Consider the following 16911-nt stretch of genomic DNA (forward strand, 5'->3'; position numbering starts at 1 on the left):
ATTTATGCTGAGCAAGAAAATTCGCACCATCGTGGTGTTTGCCTGTATCGCAGCGATCTTCGCGGCGGTGGGCTATTGGAACATCAGCCCGGAACGGTTTCTCGACCAGCCCGCGCCCGTGGTCGAAGAGAAGATCGACTGGTATGCGACCAACACCCACACCCTGCAGTACCTGCCCGACGGTAAAGTGCAGTACGAAATGACCGCCGACAAGGTCGACCACGTCAAGGCAACCGACATTACGCTGGTCACCAAGCCGGACCTGAACATGTTCCGTGGCACCGAGTTCCCGTGGCACGTGCAGAGCGAACACGCCGAAGTCAATTCCGGCGGCACCGAAGTGGAATTGATCGACTCGGTACGGGTGGCCCGGACCGATGAGAAGAATCGTACGACCATCATCACCAGTACACGCATGACGGTGTTCCCGCAGCAACAATATGCGCAGACCGAGCAACCCGTTAGAATCGACGGCGCCGGGGGTGTATCGACCGGTACGGGAATGAAGGCGTATTTGAAGGAAAGCAGGATACACCTGCTATCGAACGTAAGAGGACAGTATGAAGCTCGCTAAAACCCTCCCTATTTTGCTCAGTCTGGGCGCAGCACTGGGAAGCGCGAGCGCCTGGGCCCTTCCCAACGACCGCGACCAGCCTATCCGCATCCAGGCCGACGACGCCCAGTTGGACGACAAGAACGGCGTCGCCACCTACAAGGGCGATGTGATCATCACCCAGGGTTCGATGAAGGTGACCGGCAACACCGTGACCATCACGCGCACCCAGTCCGGCGACATCGACGTGGTGACCTCGGTCGGCAACCTGGCCTATTTCGAGCAGTTGCAGACCGCCGGCGACACCAAGCCTGTCCAGGGCTACGGCGTGACCATCCAGTACCACGCTTCCCAGGATCGCGTCGTCCTGATCGACCGCGCCAAGGTCATCGACAAGGACAACAACGTCACCCAGGGCGAGAAGATCGTCTACGACACCAACAAGAAACTGGCCAGCGCCGGTCGCGCCACCGGCAGCAAGGTGACCGAGCAGCGTCCACGGATCGACATGGTGATCCAGCCTAAAAAGAAAACCGAGCAGAAGGCCCAGTAATGGCAACTCTGAAAGCTCAGCACCTGGCCAAGAGCTACAAGAGCCGTCAAGTCGTGCGTGATGTCAGCCTGTCCATCGACAGCGGCCAGATCGTCGGCCTGCTCGGCCCCAACGGCGCGGGCAAGACCACCTGCTTCTACATGATCGTCGGCCTGGTCCAGGCCGACCAGGGCCGTGTACTGATCGACGACCTGGATGTCAGCCACCAGCCGATGCACGGCCGGGCCAAGGCCGGCATCGGCTACCTGCCGCAGGAAGCGTCGATCTTCCGCAAGCTGTCGGTCGCCGACAACATCATGGCGATCCTGGAGACCCGCAAGGAACTCGACAAGGCCGGTCGTCGCCAGGAGCTGGAAAGCCTGTTGCAGGAATTCCACATCAGCCACATCCGCGACAACCTGGGCATGAGCCTGTCCGGCGGCGAACGACGCCGGGTGGAAATCGCCCGCGCCCTGGCCACCGCGCCGAAATTCATCCTGCTCGACGAACCCTTCGCCGGCGTGGACCCGATCTCGGTGGGCGACATCAAGCAGATCATCCACCACCTCAAAGCCAAGGGCATCGGCGTGCTCATCACTGACCACAACGTGCGCGAGACCCTGGATATCTGCGAAACCGCCTATATCGTCAATGACGGCCAGCTGATCGCCGAGGGCGACTCCGCCGCCATCCTGGCCAACGACCTGGTCAAGGAAGTGTACCTGGGCCATGAGTTCCGCCTGTAAGCACGAGTGTCTGGCGAATCGCCGCGGGCATTGCTGATTTTATTATGGTGATGCCCTAGGCAAACACTTCAGTTTCAGGCATATAATTTGCTTAAGTTTGGCGCTCCGGCGCCCTGTAGTGGATGGCGCATGTGCGCCGGCGAATAAGGTGTTAAGCCCCTGCCATGAAACCATCGCTAGTCTTGAGAATGGGCCAGCAGCTGACGATGACGCCGCAGCTGCAACAGGCCATCCGCCTGCTCCAATTGTCGACCCTGGACCTGCAACAGGAAATCCAGGAGGCCCTGGAGTCCAATCCGATGCTCGAACGCCAGGAAGAAGGCGACGACTTCGACAACACCGACCCGCTGGCCGACAACGTCGAGCAGAAAACCAACACCGAGATTCCCGAACCGTCCTATCAGGAAGCCGCCCCGACGGTGGACAACCTCGAGGATGGCGAATGGAACGAACGCATTCCCAACGACCTGCCCGTGGACACGGCCTGGGAAGACGTCTACCAGACCAGCGCCAGCAGCCTGCCGAGCAGCGATGACGACGAGTGGGACTTCACCACCCGCACCTCCGCCGGCGAGAGCCTGCAAAGCCACCTGCTGTGGCAGCTGAACCTGGCGCCGATGTCCGACACCGATCGCCTGATCGCCGTCACCCTCATCGACTGCATCAACAACCAGGGCTACCTGGACGAGACCCTGGAAGAAATCCTCGAGGCCTTCGACCCCGAGCTCGACATCGAGCTGGACGAGATCGAGGCTGTCCTGCACCGTATCCAGCAGTTCGAGCCGGCCGGCATCGGCGCCCGCAACCTGGGCGAGTGCCTGCTGCTGCAACTGCGCCAGCTACCGATCAAGACCCCCTGGCTGGCCGAAGCCAAGCGGCTGGTCAGCGACTACATCGACCTGCTGGGCGGCCGCGACTACAGCCAGTTGATGCGGCGCATGAAGCTCAAGGAAGACGAACTGCGCCAGGTCATCGAACTGGTCCAGAGCCTCAACCCACGCCCCGGCTCGCAGATCGAGTCCACCGAGCCCGAATACGTGGTGCCCGACGTCATCGTGCGCAAGCACAACGATCGCTGGCTGGTCGAGCTGAACCAGGAGTCGGTGCCCAAGCTGCGGGTCAACGCCCAGTACGCCGGCTTCGTCAGGCGCGCCGACACCAGCGCCGACAACACCTTCATGCGCAACCAGTTGCAGGAAGCGCGCTGGTTCATCAAGAGCCTGCAGAGTCGCAACGAAACCCTGATGAAAGTCGCCACCCAGATCGTCGAGCATCAGCGCGGCTTCCTGGAGTACGGCGACGAAGCGATGAAACCGTTGGTCCTGCATGACATCGCCGAAGCGGTGGGCATGCACGAATCGACGATTTCCCGGGTGACCACCCAGAAATTCATGCATACCCCGCGGGGCATCTATGAATTGAAATACTTTTTCTCCAGCCACGTCAGCACCTCCGAAGGCGGCGAATGCTCGTCCACGGCCATCCGCGCGATCATCAAGAAACTGGTGGCCGCGGAAAATCAGAAAAAGCCGTTGAGTGACAGCAAGATCGCTGGTTTACTGGAGGCACAAGGCATTCAGGTGGCCCGCCGTACCGTCGCCAAGTACCGCGAATCCCTCGGGATCGCACCTTCGAGCGAACGCAAGCGGTTGATGTGACCGGCCACGCCACAGCGTTCCAGTGGCAGGCATTTCTGCCTGCCGCTTTATGCACTGGCAACGAAGGAGAAGCTGTATGCAAGTCAACATCAGTGGACACCAACTGGAAGTGACCGAACCCCTGCGCACCTACATCGGCGAAAAACTCGACCGATTGGAAAGGCATTTCGACAAGATCACCAATGTGCAAGTCACGATGAACGTCGAGAAGCTGCTGCAGAAAATCGAAGCCACGTTGCATATTCCCGGCGCAGAGGTGGTTGCCAATGCGGAGCACACAGACATGTATGCCGCGATTGACCTGCTGACCGACAAGCTGGATCGCCAACTCAAAAAGCATAAGGAAAAGACCCAGAGCCTCCTCCAGGGCGCTACCGGTCGTTAACCCCCCCAATCCATGATCCGACTAGAAACCATCCTGACCCCCGGCCGTTCCCTGGTGAACGCGCCGGGCGGCAGCAAAAAGAAAGCCCTCGAACAAATCGCCAACCTGATCCACCGCGAAGTACCGGATCTGGAAATGCAGGACGTCTTCGAGGCCCTCGTTGCCCGTGAAAAACTCGGTTCCACCGGTTTTGGCAACGGCATCGCCATTCCCCACTGCCGCCTCAAGGGATGTACCTCGCCCATCAGCGCGTTGCTGCACCTTGAAGCCGCCATTGATTTCGACGCCATCGACGGCGCACCGGTCGACCTGCTGTTCGTGCTGCTGGTCCCGGAAGCGGCGACCGATGCGCATCTTGAGCTGCTGCGCCAGATCGCCAGCATGCTGGACCGCAAGGAAGTGCGCGAAAAACTGCGCAGCGCACCGAGTAACCAAGCCTTGTATCAGGTTGTCCTGGACGAGCAGAACGGTCATTAACCATGCGCATGATCATCGTCAGTGGTCGCTCCGGCTCCGGTAAAAGCACGGCCCTCAACGTGCTTGAGGACAGCGGCTACTATTGCATCGACAACCTGCCCGCCGGCCTGCTGCCGGAGCTGGCCGAGCGCGCGATGATCCATACCGAGCTGGCGCAGCCGCTGGTTGCCGTGTCCATCGATGCGCGCAACCTGCCCAGCCACCTGTCGCGCTTCCCGGCCCTGCTGGAGGAAGTGCGCAGCCGGCACATCCAGTGCGACGTGCTGTACCTGGACGCCGATGAAGAAACCTTGCTCAAGCGTTTTTCCGAGACCCGCCGGCGCCACCCGCTGAGCAACGCCAATCGCTCCCTGGCCGAAGCCATCGAGGATGAGAGCCAGCTGCTCGGGCCAATCGCCGACCTGGCGGACCTCAAGGTCAACACCACGAACCTGAACCTGTATCAGCTGCGCGACACCATCAAGTTGCGCCTGTTGAACCAGCCGGAGCCAGGCACGGCGTTCCTGGTGGAGTCGTTCGGGTTCAAGCGTGGCATGCCCGTGGACGCCGACCTGGTGTTCGACGTGCGCTGCCTGCCCAACCCTTATTGGAAGCCGGAATTGCGCGAGCAGTCCGGGCTCGACCAACCGGTGATCGACTACCTGGCGGCACAGCCGGATGTCGAAGAAATGTACCAGGACATTTCCAGCTACCTGCTCAAGTGGCTGCCCCGCTTTGCCGCCAGCAACCGTGCCTACGTCACGATTGCAATTGGCTGCACGGGCGGCCATCACCGCTCCGTCTACCTGACCGAACGCCTGGGTCAGCTCCTGCAACAATCCCTGAAGAATGTCCAGGTTCGCCACCGCGACCTCAGCTAAAGGATTCACATCGCGATGCCTGCTCGGGAAATAGAAATCATCAACAAGCTAGGCCTGCACGCCCGGGCTTCAGCCAAGTTCGTCGGCGTGGCGGGGCGGTTCAAGGAAACGACCATCCGCGTCGGTCGGACGCCTAAATCCATGATCGACGGCAAGAGCATCATGGCCATGATGATGCTCGCCGCCGGCAAGGGCACCAAGATCCACCTCGCCACTGAAGGCAAAGAGGCGCAGGAGGCCATGGATGCCCTGGTGGCCTTGATCAACAACTATTTCGACGAAGGCGAGTAACGCCCGGCAACTTGCAGTCAACGAAAAAGGGCACATCCCTGTGGAGGATGTGCCCTTTTTCATGGCAACGGAAAATCAGCTGCCCGCCACCGTCATTCGCTCGATCAACACCGAACCGGTGCGGATGTTGCTACGCAGCTCCAGGTCGTTGCCCACGGCAACGATCTGCTTGAACATGTCGCGCATGTTGCCGGCGATGGTCACTTCCTGCACCGGGAATTGAATCTCGCCGTTCTCAACCCAGAACCCCGCCGCGCCGCGGGAATAGTCGCCGGTCACCATGTTCAGGCCATGCCCCATCAGCTCGGTCACCAACAGGCCCCGACCCATCCGCCGCAGCAGCGCCGCCTGGTCTTCTTCGCCGTGGGTCACGAACAGGTTGTGCACGCCACCGGCGTTGGCGGTGCTCGGCATGCCGAGCTTGCGGCCCGAATAGGTGCCGAGGATGTAGGACACCAGCTCACCGTTCTCCACGAACGGCTTGGCGTAGGTTGCCAGGCCGTCGCCGTCGAACGCCGAGCTGCCCATGGCCTGCATCAGGTGGGGGCGTTCGTCGATGGTCATCCATTCCGGGAACAGCTTCTGGCCCAGGGCACCTTCGAGGAACGACGACTTGCGGTACAGGTTGCCGCCCGACACCGCCGACAGGAAGCTGCCGAACAGCCCACCGGCCAGCTCGGCGGAAAACAGCACCGGCACTTCGCAAGTCGGCACCGGTCGTGCGCCGAGACGGCTGGCCGCCCGTTGCGCGGCTTTCTGGCCGATGCTCACCGGGTCCGCCAGCAGCGTGCCCTGGCGGCTCACGTCGTACCAGTAATCACGCTGCATCTGGCCGTTCGCCTCGGCGATCATCACGCAACTGAGGCTGTGGCGCGTCGAGGCATAGCCGCCGATGAACCCGTGGCTGTTGCCATAGACCCGGCAGCCCTGGTGGGTATTGAGGGTGGTACCGTCGGCATTCTTGATTCGTGCATCGGCGTCGAACGCCGCCGCTTCGCAGCGCAGCGCCTGCTCGATGGCCTGTTCGGGAGTGATGTCCCAGGCGTGGAACAGGTCGAAATCGCGCACCTCCTTGCACATCAGCGCGGCATCGGCCAGGCCGGAGGCTTCGTCCTCGGAGGTGTGCCGGGCAATCGCCAACGCAGCGGCGACGGTCTCGCGAATGGCCTCCGGGCCGCTGGCCGATGTACTGGCCGACCCCTTGCGCTGGCCGACATACAAGGTGATGCCAAACCCCTGGTCGCGATTGAACTCGACGGTTTCCACCTCGCGCTGGCGCACCGATGTCGACAGGCCCTGCTCCAGCGACACCGCCACTTCACACGCACTGGCCCCCTGGCGCTTGGCCTCGGCGAGGATCTGCTCGACCTGCTCCTGCAGTGCCGGCAATGCTTGCGGGCCGACGCTCTGAACTGCACTCATTGTTTTCTCCATCAAATTCGGCTTTCGGTTAGGCCTTCGAGCGACCGGGCCGGACAAGCGGCCCCCGACTGGTTATCATGGCGGCGTTTCTTTGCGGACTGCCACCATGGTTGATTCTTACGACGACTCCCTCTACGGGGGTGAAAAAAGCAAATCCCAGGTCAAACGCGAGCTGCATGCTCTGGTTGACCTCGGCGAGCGCCTGACAACACTCAAGCCTGACTTGCTGGCCAAACTGCCCCTGACCGACGCCTTGCGCCGGGCCCTGGCCGATGCGCCCAAGCACACCGCGAATATCGCGCGTAAACGGCACCTGCAATTCATCGGCAAACTGATGCGCGACCAGGACACGGACGCCATCCTGGTGCTGCTCGATCAACTCGATGCCTCCACCCGGCAGTACAACGAACGCTTCCACAACCTGGAGCGCTGGCGCGATCGCTTGATCGCAGGCGACGACGGCACCCTGGAAAAATTCGTCATCGACTACCCCGAGGCCGATCGCCAGCAACTGCGCTCCCTGATCCGTCAGGCCCAGCACGAAGTGGCGCAGAACAAGCCGCCGGCCTCGAGCCGTAAAATCTTCAAGTACATCCGTGAACTGGACGAGACTCAACGCGGCTTGCGCTGATCCTCACGGCTGTCACCCCGGCGAGGGAACTCGCTCCCGCTCGGTTGCGTAGCGACCGCATCGGGGCTACTGCGTAGCCCAGCGGGAGCAAGCTCCCTCGCCACGATGCCTGAATCAATTGCCCGGGCATTTTCACGCGCCCGTGCCACCCACGGTGATCGCATCGATCTTCAGGGTTGGCTGGCCGACGCCCACCGGCACCGATTGCCCATCCTTGCCGCAAGTTCCCACGCCGCTGTCCAGCGCCAGGTCGTTACCGACCATCGACACCTTGCTCATCGCCTCCGGCCCGTTGCCGATCAGGGTCGCGCCCTTGACCGGCGCGGTGATCTTGCCGTCTTCGATCAGGTACGCTTCGCTGGTGGAGAACACGAACTTGCCGCTGGTGATGTCCACCTGGCCGCCGCCGAGGTTGGCGCAATAAATGCCTTTTTTCACCGAAGCGATGATTTCCGCCGGATCGCTCTGGCCGCCCAGCATGTAGGTGTTGGTCATGCGCGGCATCGGCAGGTGCGCGTAGGACTCGCGGCGACCATTGCCGGTGCGGGCGACGCCCATCAGGCGGGCGTTGAGCTTGTCCTGCATGTAGCCCTTGAGGACGCCGTTCTCGATCAGCGTGGTGCACTCGGTCGGGGTGCCTTCATCGTCGACGCTCAGGGAGCCGCGACGCCCGGCCAGGGTGCCGTCATCGACAATGGTGCAGAGTTTCGAGGCGACCATTTCCCCCATGCGCCCGCTGTAGGCCGAGCTGCCCTTGCGGTTGAAATCGCCTTCCAGGCCGTGGCCGACTGCTTCGTGCAGCAGCACGCCGGACCAGCCGGAGCCCAGCACCACCGGCAACGTTCCGGCCGGGGCCGGGATGGCCTCCAGGTTGACCAGCGCCTGGCGCAGCGCTTCGCGGGCGTAGCCCATCGCGCGGTCTTCATTGAGGAAATAACGATAGTCGGTGCGCCCGCCACCGCCATGGCCGCCGCGCTCGCGGCGACCGTTCTGCTCGACGATCACGCTGACGTTGAAACGCACCAGCGGCCGCACGTCCGCCGCCAGGCCACCGTCGGTGGAGGCCACCAGGATCCGCTCCCAGACGCCAGCCATGCTGACCGACACCTGCTGGATGCGCGGATCGAGGGCGCGGGTAGCGACGTCGATGCGCTTGAGCAACTCGACTTTTTCGGCGCGGCTCATGACTTCAAGGGGGTTGTCCGGCGCATACAACTGCGCCACGTCCTGGCTGCTGAAGGCCCGGACCGTGCCGTGCTGGCCGGCCCGGGAGATCGAGCGAGCCGCGCGGGCCGCGGCGCCCAGGGCTTCGAGGGTGATGGCATTGCTGTAGGCAAAACCGGTTTTTTCCCCGGACTGGGCACGCACGCCCACGCCCTGGTCCAGGTTGAAGCTGCCTTCCTTGACGATGCCGTCTTCCAGCGACCAGGACTCGGAAATCTGGCCCTGGAAATACAGGTCGGCGGCATCGATGCCCGGGCCGGCCAGGTCGCCCAGCACGCCTTGCAGGCTTTCGAGGGTGACGCCACCGGGGGCTAGAAGGTGTTCACTGACTGAGGACAACAACCCGCTCATATGTTCTACGCCTTGAATTCGTCGTCTTGGACAGGCCGCTGTCGCGCGCCCTGCGAGAAAAAGCGCCGATGGCTGGCCACCGGCATGCGCGCCCGGATGGACGCCTGTTCGCTGCTGTCGCGCTCGGCCACCAGCACGGCCTCGCCTTGATCCTGTTGCGCCAGCACACGGCCCCAGGGGTCGACAATCGCCGCATGGCCGAAGGTTTCCCGAGGCCCCGGGTGCACGCCACCCTGGGCGGCCGCCAGCACGTAGCACTGGGTTTCGATGGCCCGGGCGCGAATCAGCACCTCCCAATGGGCCTGGCCTGTCACGGCGGTAAACGCCGAGGGCGCCGTGATCAGCTCGGCGCCGGCCGCCCGCAGCTCGCTGTAGAGCTCCGGGAAACGCAAGTCATAGCAGACCGTCAATCCCACCCGGCCCACCGGGGTATCGGCGACCACCACGTGGCCGCCATAAGCATAGTCGTCAGACTCGCGGTAGCGCCCGCGATTGTCCGCCACATCCACATCGAACAAGTGCAGCTTGTCGTAGCGCGCGACGATCTCGCCCCGGTCATCGACCAACAACGAGCAGGCATGGGCCTTGGCGTCGGGCCGGCCCACGGGCGGCAGCGGCAACGTACCCGCGACAATCCATAACCTGAGGTCGCGGGCGACCTGTTTCAACCAGGGCAGGATCGGCCCCTGACCAATGGCCTCGGCACGACCGATGTCGGCCACGTCCCGCCGCCCCATGGCTGCGAAATTCTCCGGCAGCACCGCCAGCCTGGCGCCACGGGCGGCCGCCTGCTCCAACAGCGCACGGGCCCGCGCCAGGTTGTCGAGCACGTCGCTCTGGCTGACCATTTGAATGACTGCGACTGACATGGTACTTCCCTCTTTTCATCCTCGCCCAAGGCGGCTGTGGGAGCAAAGCTTGCTCGCGATGAGGCAGGTGCATCCAACATACAGGCTGACTGATACAGCGCAATCGCGAGCAAGCTTTGCTCCCACAGGCCCACTCCCACAAGGGGGTTGGCGTCGAACTGTCAGAACGGCTTGTCGAAGGTGATCTTCGGCTCTTTCCACGGCCCCTTGACGTCGTATCTTACGCTGGCGAAACGTGCCACGCGGTCGCCGATCAACTTGTCGATCAAAAACAGCGCCCCGCCCACCGCCGGTGCCCCGACGATCAACGCGGCGATAGGCAGGTTGTTGGTCACCGGCAGGGTCACCAGCAGCTTGGCGTCGACGCGGTCGGCCACCATGTCCAGCGTGCCGTTGAGTTCCAGGTTGCTTGACGGACCGGTCAGGGTAATCGGCTCGCGGGTCACATAGACGCCGTCGCTCGCCACCAGCAGCCCCTTGACCCGGTCGTAGCTCAAGCCCTTGCCGAACAGGTCGGAGAAGTCCAGGCGCAGGCGCCGGCCGATGGAGTTGAAGTTCAACAGGCCGAATACCCGCAACGCCTGGGCACTGCCTTCGACTTCGACGAACTGGCCTTTGCTCAACGACGCATCGAGGCTGCCGGAGAAACGCTTGGTGGCGACCCACGCCGGCGAACCGGGCCAGCGGCCGTCCACATCCAGGCGGAACTCCTGGCTGGTCACGCTCGGCGCGAAGCCCCAGCCCTTGAGTACGTCGGCCAGGTTCTTGCCGCTGATGCGTCCCTTGTACCAGCTATTGGTGGCACCGGGCGCGCCTTCCCACCCGCCACTGCCATTCAGGACCATGCCCCGCAGGCCCATGTCCAGGTTGTTCAGGGCGATGCCCTTGGGCGTCGGGCGCACTTTCAGCGACCAGGCACCGATGAGGTCCGGGCCCTGGAACAGCTGGTCGATGGCGATATCCATGGCCGGGACTTTGGTCGGATCGACCGAGGCCAGTGGATCCGGGGCATTTTCGTCGGCCTGGACGGTCGGGTCCACGGCCGGCAGGCGAACATAGTCCAGCACGATGCCAATCGGTGCGCCCTTGGCATCCGGCAGGTTGACGTTGCCCTTGGCCTGCTGGCTCGCCAGGCGCAGGCCCCAGGCATCGGCCTTGCGGTCGAGTTGCACCGAGGCCTGGTCCAGGGTGGTGCCCATCGCCGTCAGCTTGCCGACGTTCAGGTCGATGCTGTTGAGCAACTGCTTGGCGCTGCCGCCCGGATCCTGCCCGGCGTAGCGGGTGAGCAGGTCCTGCCACGGGCTGGTGTCCAGTTCCGACAGCGTCCCGCGCAGCCGCAGGCCCTTGGCGCCCGGCAGCACCGCATCACCCGTGCCCAGCAGCAACTCGCCGCGACCGTCGGCCAGCTTCCCGCTCGGCGCGGCGTAGGTGAAGCGGGCCAGGTCGCCATAGGTCGCCCAATAGCGTCGCTCCGGCCCCTGCAAGGTCATGCGAAACGACGTATCGCGCCCGACATCGGCCGCCATGCCAAAAGGCGCCGGCAGGTCCACCGCCACGCCCTTGAGGTTGGAATTGACCGACAACTGGCTGTCGGCACCGTCGAGGATCACCTGCAATTGATACGGCACCACGCCCGATACCGGCAACGGCTGGGTGACATTCAGCCAATTGGCGAGCTTCTTGACGTCCACCTGGCCGGCCGCCGTGACCCGGGTATTGAGCGCGCCGGCGCGGCCCTCGGCAAAGATCTGTGCTGTCACGGGTCGGTCGAACGCCCGGGCGCTGATGCCCTTGCCACTCAAGCCCTTGTTGCTGTCGAAGCGCAGGTCGCCCTTGAGCTGGGTCAGTTCCAGCGCCGGCTCGCTGAGCTTGAGCCGGGCCTTGTCGACGGCGAAGTCCACCAGGATCTTCGGCTCCTCGCCCTTGACCAGCGGGATATCGAGCTTGACGTTGCCTTGCAGGTCGCCCTCGCCTTCCCATCCGGCAAACGTCTCGGCAGTGCCGATGGGCGCGGTCTGGAGAATCTTCAGGCCGTCCCCCAGGCCGCCGGCGAACCCGCCGTCCAGCAGCAGGTGGACGCTCTGCCCGCTGGGTGCGTGGGGAATGTTCACCGCCACGTCCTTGACCTGGGTATCGAGCAATTGTCCTTGGCTGGCATAGACACGCACGCCGCTGTCCTCGACGAAGACATCGCCGCTGACCTTGCTGACCGACGGCCAGCCCGGCTGGAATGCCAGCTCGGCGTCGTGCACCTTGAAGAACAGGCTGATGCTGCGCGCCGCGTCCTCGGCACCGTGGTTCAGCGAGCCCTGGTACTGGAAGAACCCCTGGTCCACCGCCCCCTTGACGATGGCCGTGCGCAGCCATTCGTCCAGCGCCGGGCTGAGGACCGCAGGCAGGTACTTGCCGGTGTAGCGGCCGTCACCGTCCACCAGGCCGACCCGCAGATCCATGTAGTCTTCTTGGCTGTGGTCGAAGTGCAGGCGGATCAGGAAGTCGCCGGCAATCCGGCCCTCCTCGCCCAGCACCTTCAGGTACGGCGCGATCAGGGTGAAGCCCTGCTTGTCCAGCTTCCAGGTCAACCGGGCGTTGGCTTGCAGGTATTGCCAGGGCTTGGCGAAGATCGGGTCCAGGTGCAGGGAAAAGTCCTTGCTGTCCATGCGCAATTCGCCGCCGCCCAGGTCGCCACTGAGGCTGCCCGAGACGTTTCGCGCGGCCGGCGCGCCGTGATAGGCATCGAACCCCACGGTGTCGAGGTTGGTGGCGAAGCTGACCTTCTGGTCGCCGGTGTTCTGCGGACGATAGTCGAGCAACACATTGCGCAGGCTGCCGGTCACCTTGAGCCGGTCGATGGCCGTCGCGACGCCTTCGGGCAATGGCGCCAGGGCATTGAGCAACGGCGTCAGCGGCGTCAGGTCGAGGCGATCCGCCTGCACATGCCAGCGCTCTTCAGCCTGCTCGGTGGCGTCGCTCTGCTGCAGTTGCAGGCGCGACTCCCAGCGGGTCTCCCCCAGGTTCATGGCCAGGGAATCGAACGTCGCGGTGAAGCCCTGGCCGCCACGCTGGAAATAGCCGTTGAGGGCCAGGTTATGAATCTGCACCGGCTTGCGCGCGGCATAACCGCCCTGCAATTGCGGCGCGTTCAGGCGCATGGCCGCACGTTGCACGGTGCCGGCGCCCCAACTGAGCCAGAACTCACCGCCGGCCTGGAGCCGCGCCACGTTCCATTGACCGGTCAGGCGCTTGGGCAACCATTTGGCCCAGTCGCTCTGGGGCAGGCTCAGGTAGGCCTCGGCCTCGCCATTCTTCCAGTCGCTGGCGCGGATCCGGGTGCGCAGGTTGAGGGCCACGGGCTGGCCGTCGGGCAAGGTCAGGCGGGCGTCGAGGCGCTGGCGGCTCGCGCCGGTGCGCAGGCTCAAGCCGACGTAGGTCAGGGTCAGCGGCGCTTGTTCGAGGGGTTGCAGGGTGACCTGGCTGTCGAGCAGCGACAGCTTGGCCACCACTTGCATGCGATCCAGCACCTGCTGCGGGTCGAGAGGCTTGTCGTCCTGCACCGGCAGGCCTTCCAGGGCCCATTTGCCATCGGTGCCTTCCTTGAGGCTGATCTTCAGGCCACTAAGCTCCAGGTGAGCCAGGCGCACCTGGCGTGCCATCAGGCTCGCCCACAGGTCGGGCACCGCGCGCACCTGGTCCAGGTGCAGGGCATTGGGGCCGTCGCCGACCACCACGTCGCGGGCGGCCAGGATCGGCGCCAGTGCGCTCCAGCTACCGTCGAGACTGCCAATGTGCACGGGCAGGCCCAGGGCCTCGCCGGCCCGGTTCTCGACCTCGGCGCGATACTCGGCCACCAGCGGGACCAGCTCGCGGCCAAGGCTGACGTACAACGCCAGCAGCACCAGCAGCAACGCACACAGGCCCAGCCCCCAGCGGGTCAGCGCAGCCAAAAAGCGTGTCAGACGCTCCATGTCAGTGGCCTCCCCCGGCAAAAATGAGCAAAACTGCGGACTTGCCGCTTCCCGAGCCCTTCAGAGCAGCACCACGTCGTATTGTTCCTGGGAATACATGGTTTCGACCTGGAAACGAATCGTGCGTCCGATAAAAGCCTCCAGCTCGGCGACATTGCCCGACTCTTCATCGAGCAGGCGATCCACCACTTTCTGGTTCGCCAACACTCTATAGCCGGTGGCCTGGTAGGCGCGCGCCTCCCGGAGGATTTCCCTGAAGATTTCGTAACACACGGTTTCCGGAGTCTTCAGCTTGCCCCGGCCCTGGCAACTGTTGCAGGGCTCGCACAGCACTTGTTCGAGGCTTTCGCGGGTGCGCTTGCGGGTCATCTGCACCAGGCCCAGCTCGGTGATGCCGATGATGTTGGTCTTGGCGTGATCGCGTTCGAGCTGTTTTTCCAGGGTGCGCAGTACCTGGCGCTGATGCTCTTCGTCCTCCATGTCGATGAAGTCGATGATGATGATCCCGCCCAGGTTGCGCAGGCGCAGTTGCCGGGCGATGGCGGTGGCGGCCTCCAGGTTGGTCTTGAAGATGGTTTCTTCGAGATTGCGATGACCGACGAACGCCCCGGTGTTGACGTCGATGGTGCTCATGGCCTCCGCCGGATCCACCACCAGGTAACCGCCGGACTTGAGTGGGACCTTGCGCTCCAGGGCTTTCTGGATCTCGTCCTCGACACCGTACAGGTCGAAGATCGGCCGCTCACCCGGGTAATGTTCGAGGCGGTCGGCGATTTCCGGCATCAGCTCGGCCACGAACTGGGTGGTTTTCTGGAAGGTTTCCCGGGAATCGATGCGGATTTTCTCGATCTTCGGGCTGACCAGGTCGCGCAGGGTCCGCAGCGCCAGGCCCAGGTCCTCGTAGATCACGCTGGGGGGGGCGATGACCTTGATCTGGGCGGCGATCTGGTCCCAGAGCCGGCGCAGGTAGCGGATGTCCATGAGGATCTCATCGGCCCCTGCACCTTCGGCGGCGGTGCGCAGGATGAAGCCACCGGCCTCCTTGATGCCTTCCTTCTCCACGCAGTCGCTGACCACCTGCTTGAGGCGCTCGCGCTCGGCTTCGTCCTCGATCTTCAGGGAGATGCCGACGTGGGCCGTGCGCGGCATGTACACCAGGTAGCGCGACGGAATCGACAATTGCGTGGTCAGGCGGGCGCCCTTGGAACCGATGGGGTCCTTGGTGACCTGCACCACCAGGCTCTGGCCTTCATGGACCAGCGCGCTGATGGTTTCCACGGCCGGCCCCTCGCGCATGGAGATTTCCGAGGCGTGGATGAACGCCGCGCGGTCCAGGCCGATGTCGACGAAGGCCGCTTGCATGCCCGGCAACACCCGGACCACCTTGCCTTTGTAGATGTTGCCGACGATGCCGCGCTTTTGCGTGCGCTCGACGTGAACCTCTTGCAACACACCGTTTTCAACCACCGCCACGCGCGATTCCATCGGCGTGATGTTGATCAGGATCTCTTCACTCATGGCAGGGTCTCGTTCAGGCATGTTCACGATTATGGCCGCATCAAGTCAGACGGCGCCCGAGGCGCGCTCCAGGGGTTGCCAACAGGGTATGCCGAAATCACCCAGCAGTTGCGCGGTTTCGCACAGCGGCAGGCCCACCACCGCAGAATAGCTGCCCTCCAGACCGGCGACGAACACCGCCCCCAAGCCCTGGATGCCGTAGCCGCCCGCCTTGTCCCGGGGTTCCCCGCTGGCCCAGTAGGCCGCCGCTTCCGATTCGGTGATGGGGCGAAAACGCACCCGGCTGCGCACCACCCGGGATTCACACCGCAGGCCGTCCAGCACGGCAATGGCGGTCAAAACCTCATGATCGCGGCCGGCCAGGCCCCGTAGCATCGCGCGCGCATCGGCCTGGTCCAGTGGCTTGCCGAGAATCCGCCCGTCGAGCACCACTGCCGTGTCGGCCCCCAATACGCAAGCGTGCGCGCCATCCGGCAAGCTGCGCCGCCCGGCCTCGGCCTTGCCGCGCGCCAGGCGCTCGACATAGGCCGCCGGGGTTTCGTGGTCCAGGGGCGTTTCATCGATGTCCGCGCTGATGGCGGTGAAGGGCACGCCGATCTGGGTGAGCAATTCACGCCGGCGCGGCGAGCCTGAGGCGAGGTAAAGCGGTTTCATCAAGACATCTCCCTAACGCGACCGGCTTTTGTGGGGAGGGCGCTTGCTCCCGCTGGACTGCGTAGCGGCCCCGATCTTACGGTCGCTACGCGACCGAGCGGGAGCAAGCTCCCTCGCCACAGGGATGTAAGTCATCAAAAAAGTGTCGATATCCTGAGCGAATCAGTTGATCTTGAAACGCAGGCGCAGGCCCCGCAAACCGAAGCTGACCCAGGGCCAGAGCAGCGCACTGACCAGGGCTGGCAACACCAGCGCCAGGGTCGGCTGGCGATTGCCGGTCAGGGCACTGAGCCACAGCTGGACCAGTTGCGCCAGGCCGAAGATCACCAGGATCACCAGGCATTGCTGCCACATGGGGAACATTCGCAAGCGTTGCTGCAGGGACAGCACCAGGAACGTGATCAAGGTCAGGATCAACGCGTTTTGCCCCAGCAGGGTGCCGTAGAGCACGTCCTCGGCCAGGCCCAGGCACCAGGCGGTGACCATGCCGACCTTGTGCGGCAAGGCCAGCGCCCAGAAGGCCAGCAGCAGGGCCAGCCACAGCGGCCGCAGGATTTCCATGAACTGCGGCAGCGGCGAAACGCTGAGCAACAGGCCGATGGCAAAGGTCAGCCAGACGATCCAGCCGTTACCGGATTTACTGCTCATTCTTCTCGTGCTCCCCTGGTGGCTGGCACGGCGGGCGTCGAGGCCGCGGGCTTGGGCGCGGGCCGGGCATGCTGCGTCGCCGGGGCATGGCTGGTGGAACGGCCGCCGTTCGCCGCAGGCGCCGGGG

At 63.9% G+C, this 16911-nt stretch carries 16 protein-coding genes; 9 read left to right on the top strand and 7 right to left on the bottom strand.

What is annotated here, in order from left to right; genetic code table 11:
• Nucleotides 1-4: 4 nt before the first annotated feature.
• The 8 genes from lptC to Q6A48_RS23795 all read left to right on the top strand — a co-directional run bounded on the left by lptC (nt 5) and on the right by Q6A48_RS23795 (nt 5502).
• Nucleotides 5-574, top strand: coding sequence for an LPS export ABC transporter periplasmic protein LptC (gene lptC / locus Q6A48_RS23760; RefSeq protein ID WP_304556841.1), 570 nt, complete (start codon nt 5-7; stop codon nt 572-574).
• Nucleotides 561-1106: a lipopolysaccharide transport periplasmic protein LptA gene (gene lptA / locus Q6A48_RS23765; protein WP_245138901.1), complete on the top strand. Its 546-nt coding sequence runs from the start codon at nt 561-563 to the stop codon at nt 1104-1106. The genes lptC and lptA overlap by 14 nt, the downstream gene beginning before the upstream one ends.
• Nucleotides 1106-1831 carry an LPS export ABC transporter ATP-binding protein gene (lptB, locus tag Q6A48_RS23770; RefSeq protein ID WP_018614004.1) on the top strand — a complete coding sequence of 242 codons (726 nt, stop codon included), beginning with the start codon at nt 1106-1108 and terminating at the stop codon, nt 1829-1831. The genes lptA and lptB overlap by 1 nt, the downstream gene beginning before the upstream one ends.
• Nucleotides 1832-1995: 164 nt before the next feature.
• A complete protein-coding gene (locus tag Q6A48_RS23775; protein WP_304556843.1) occupies nt 1996-3489 on the top strand; it encodes an RNA polymerase factor sigma-54 in 1494 nt (497 codons plus the stop codon).
• Nucleotides 3490-3565: 76 nt separating this feature from the next.
• Nucleotides 3566-3874 (top strand): ribosome hibernation-promoting factor, HPF/YfiA family, encoded by a 309-nt coding sequence (gene hpf, locus Q6A48_RS23780; protein WP_304556844.1) that lies wholly within the window; start codon nt 3566-3568, stop codon nt 3872-3874.
• Nucleotides 3875-3886: 12 nt separating this feature from the next.
• The gene (ptsN, locus tag Q6A48_RS23785) at nt 3887-4351 is read left to right on the top strand and encodes a PTS IIA-like nitrogen regulatory protein PtsN (RefSeq protein ID WP_304556845.1); all 465 of its coding nucleotides are present in this window, start codon (nt 3887-3889) and stop codon (nt 4349-4351) included.
• A gap of 2 nt (nt 4352-4353) precedes the next feature.
• Nucleotides 4354-5211, top strand: coding sequence for an RNase adapter RapZ (rapZ, locus tag Q6A48_RS23790; protein WP_042729885.1), 858 nt, complete (start codon nt 4354-4356; stop codon nt 5209-5211).
• Nucleotides 5212-5226: 15 nt separating this feature from the next.
• Nucleotides 5227-5502: an HPr family phosphocarrier protein gene (locus Q6A48_RS23795; RefSeq protein ID WP_304556846.1), complete on the top strand. Its 276-nt coding sequence runs from the start codon at nt 5227-5229 to the stop codon at nt 5500-5502.
• 75 nt (nt 5503-5577) lie between these two features.
• Here Q6A48_RS23795 and pmbA read toward each other — a convergent pair whose 3' ends face one another.
• Nucleotides 5578-6924 carry a metalloprotease PmbA gene (gene pmbA / locus Q6A48_RS23800; RefSeq protein ID WP_304556847.1) on the bottom strand — a complete coding sequence of 449 codons (1347 nt, stop codon included), beginning with the start codon at nt 6922-6924 and terminating at the stop codon, nt 5578-5580.
• Between the two features lie 106 nt (nt 6925-7030).
• On the opposite strand from pmbA, the gene yjgA reads away from it, so the two are divergent.
• Nucleotides 7031-7555 (top strand): ribosome biogenesis factor YjgA, encoded by a 525-nt coding sequence (gene yjgA, locus Q6A48_RS23805; protein ID WP_304556849.1) that lies wholly within the window; start codon nt 7031-7033, stop codon nt 7553-7555.
• 132 nt (nt 7556-7687) lie between these two features.
• Here yjgA and tldD read toward each other — a convergent pair whose 3' ends face one another.
• The 6 genes from tldD to mreD form a co-directional block, all read right to left on the bottom strand.
• Complete coding sequence (gene tldD, locus Q6A48_RS23810) at nt 7688-9130, bottom strand: metalloprotease TldD (RefSeq protein WP_304556850.1); 1443 nt, start codon at nt 9128-9130, stop codon at nt 7688-7690.
• A gap of 5 nt (nt 9131-9135) precedes the next feature.
• A complete protein-coding gene (locus tag Q6A48_RS23815; RefSeq protein ID WP_304556851.1) occupies nt 9136-9999 on the bottom strand; it encodes a carbon-nitrogen hydrolase family protein in 864 nt (287 codons plus the stop codon).
• Nucleotides 10000-10160: 161 nt separating this feature from the next.
• Nucleotides 10161-13964, bottom strand: coding sequence for a YhdP family protein (locus Q6A48_RS23820; protein WP_304556853.1), 3804 nt, complete (start codon nt 13962-13964; stop codon nt 10161-10163).
• 60 nt (nt 13965-14024) lie between these two features.
• A complete protein-coding gene (rng, locus tag Q6A48_RS23825) occupies nt 14025-15482 on the bottom strand; it encodes a ribonuclease G (protein ID WP_304556854.1) in 1458 nt (485 codons plus the stop codon).
• Nucleotides 15483-15527: 45 nt separating this feature from the next.
• Nucleotides 15528-16136: a Maf family protein gene (locus Q6A48_RS23830; RefSeq protein WP_304556855.1), complete on the bottom strand. Its 609-nt coding sequence runs from the start codon at nt 16134-16136 to the stop codon at nt 15528-15530.
• Nucleotides 16137-16298: 162 nt separating this feature from the next.
• Nucleotides 16299-16784, bottom strand: a complete 486-nt coding sequence (mreD, locus tag Q6A48_RS23835) for a rod shape-determining protein MreD (RefSeq protein ID WP_304556856.1) — start codon at nt 16782-16784, stop codon at nt 16299-16301.
• Between the last annotated feature and the right edge of the window lie 127 nt (nt 16785-16911).

It is taken from the genome of Pseudomonas citrullilanati, assembly GCF_030580855.1.
In the GTDB taxonomy this organism is placed as follows: Bacteria; Pseudomonadota; Gammaproteobacteria; order Pseudomonadales; family Pseudomonadaceae; genus Aquipseudomonas; species Aquipseudomonas citrulli.

What these genes read in the sequence shown, in the direction of transcription:
- lptC (WP_304556841.1), top strand. Translation starts at nt 5, where the DNA reads ATGCTGAGCAAGAAAATTCGCACCATCGTGGTGTTTGCCTGTATCGCA.
- lptA (WP_245138901.1), top strand. Translation starts at nt 561, where the DNA reads ATGAAGCTCGCTAAAACCCTCCCTATTTTGCTCAGTCTGGGCGCAGCA.
- lptB (WP_018614004.1), top strand. Translation starts at nt 1,106, where the DNA reads ATGGCAACTCTGAAAGCTCAGCACCTGGCCAAGAGCTACAAGAGCCGT.
- Q6A48_RS23775 (WP_304556843.1), top strand. Translation starts at nt 1,996, where the DNA reads ATGAAACCATCGCTAGTCTTGAGAATGGGCCAGCAGCTGACGATGACG.
- hpf (WP_304556844.1), top strand. Translation starts at nt 3,566, where the DNA reads ATGCAAGTCAACATCAGTGGACACCAACTGGAAGTGACCGAACCCCTG.
- ptsN (WP_304556845.1), top strand. Translation starts at nt 3,887, where the DNA reads ATGATCCGACTAGAAACCATCCTGACCCCCGGCCGTTCCCTGGTGAAC.
- rapZ (WP_042729885.1), top strand. Translation starts at nt 4,354, where the DNA reads ATGCGCATGATCATCGTCAGTGGTCGCTCCGGCTCCGGTAAAAGCACG.
- Q6A48_RS23795 (WP_304556846.1), top strand. Translation starts at nt 5,227, where the DNA reads ATGCCTGCTCGGGAAATAGAAATCATCAACAAGCTAGGCCTGCACGCC.
- pmbA (WP_304556847.1), bottom strand. Translation starts at nt 6,924, where the DNA reads ATGAGTGCAGTTCAGAGCGTCGGCCCGCAAGCATTGCCGGCACTGCAG.
- yjgA (WP_304556849.1), top strand. Translation starts at nt 7,031, where the DNA reads ATGGTTGATTCTTACGACGACTCCCTCTACGGGGGTGAAAAAAGCAAA.
- tldD (WP_304556850.1), bottom strand. Translation starts at nt 9,130, where the DNA reads ATGAGCGGGTTGTTGTCCTCAGTCAGTGAACACCTTCTAGCCCCCGGT.
- Q6A48_RS23815 (WP_304556851.1), bottom strand. Translation starts at nt 9,999, where the DNA reads ATGTCAGTCGCAGTCATTCAAATGGTCAGCCAGAGCGACGTGCTCGAC.
- Q6A48_RS23820 (WP_304556853.1), bottom strand. Translation starts at nt 13,964, where the DNA reads ATGGAGCGTCTGACACGCTTTTTGGCTGCGCTGACCCGCTGGGGGCTG.
- rng (WP_304556854.1), bottom strand. Translation starts at nt 15,482, where the DNA reads ATGAGTGAAGAGATCCTGATCAACATCACGCCGATGGAATCGCGCGTG.
- Q6A48_RS23830 (WP_304556855.1), bottom strand. Translation starts at nt 16,136, where the DNA reads ATGAAACCGCTTTACCTCGCCTCAGGCTCGCCGCGCCGGCGTGAATTG.
- mreD (WP_304556856.1), bottom strand. Translation starts at nt 16,784, where the DNA reads ATGAGCAGTAAATCCGGTAACGGCTGGATCGTCTGGCTGACCTTTGCC.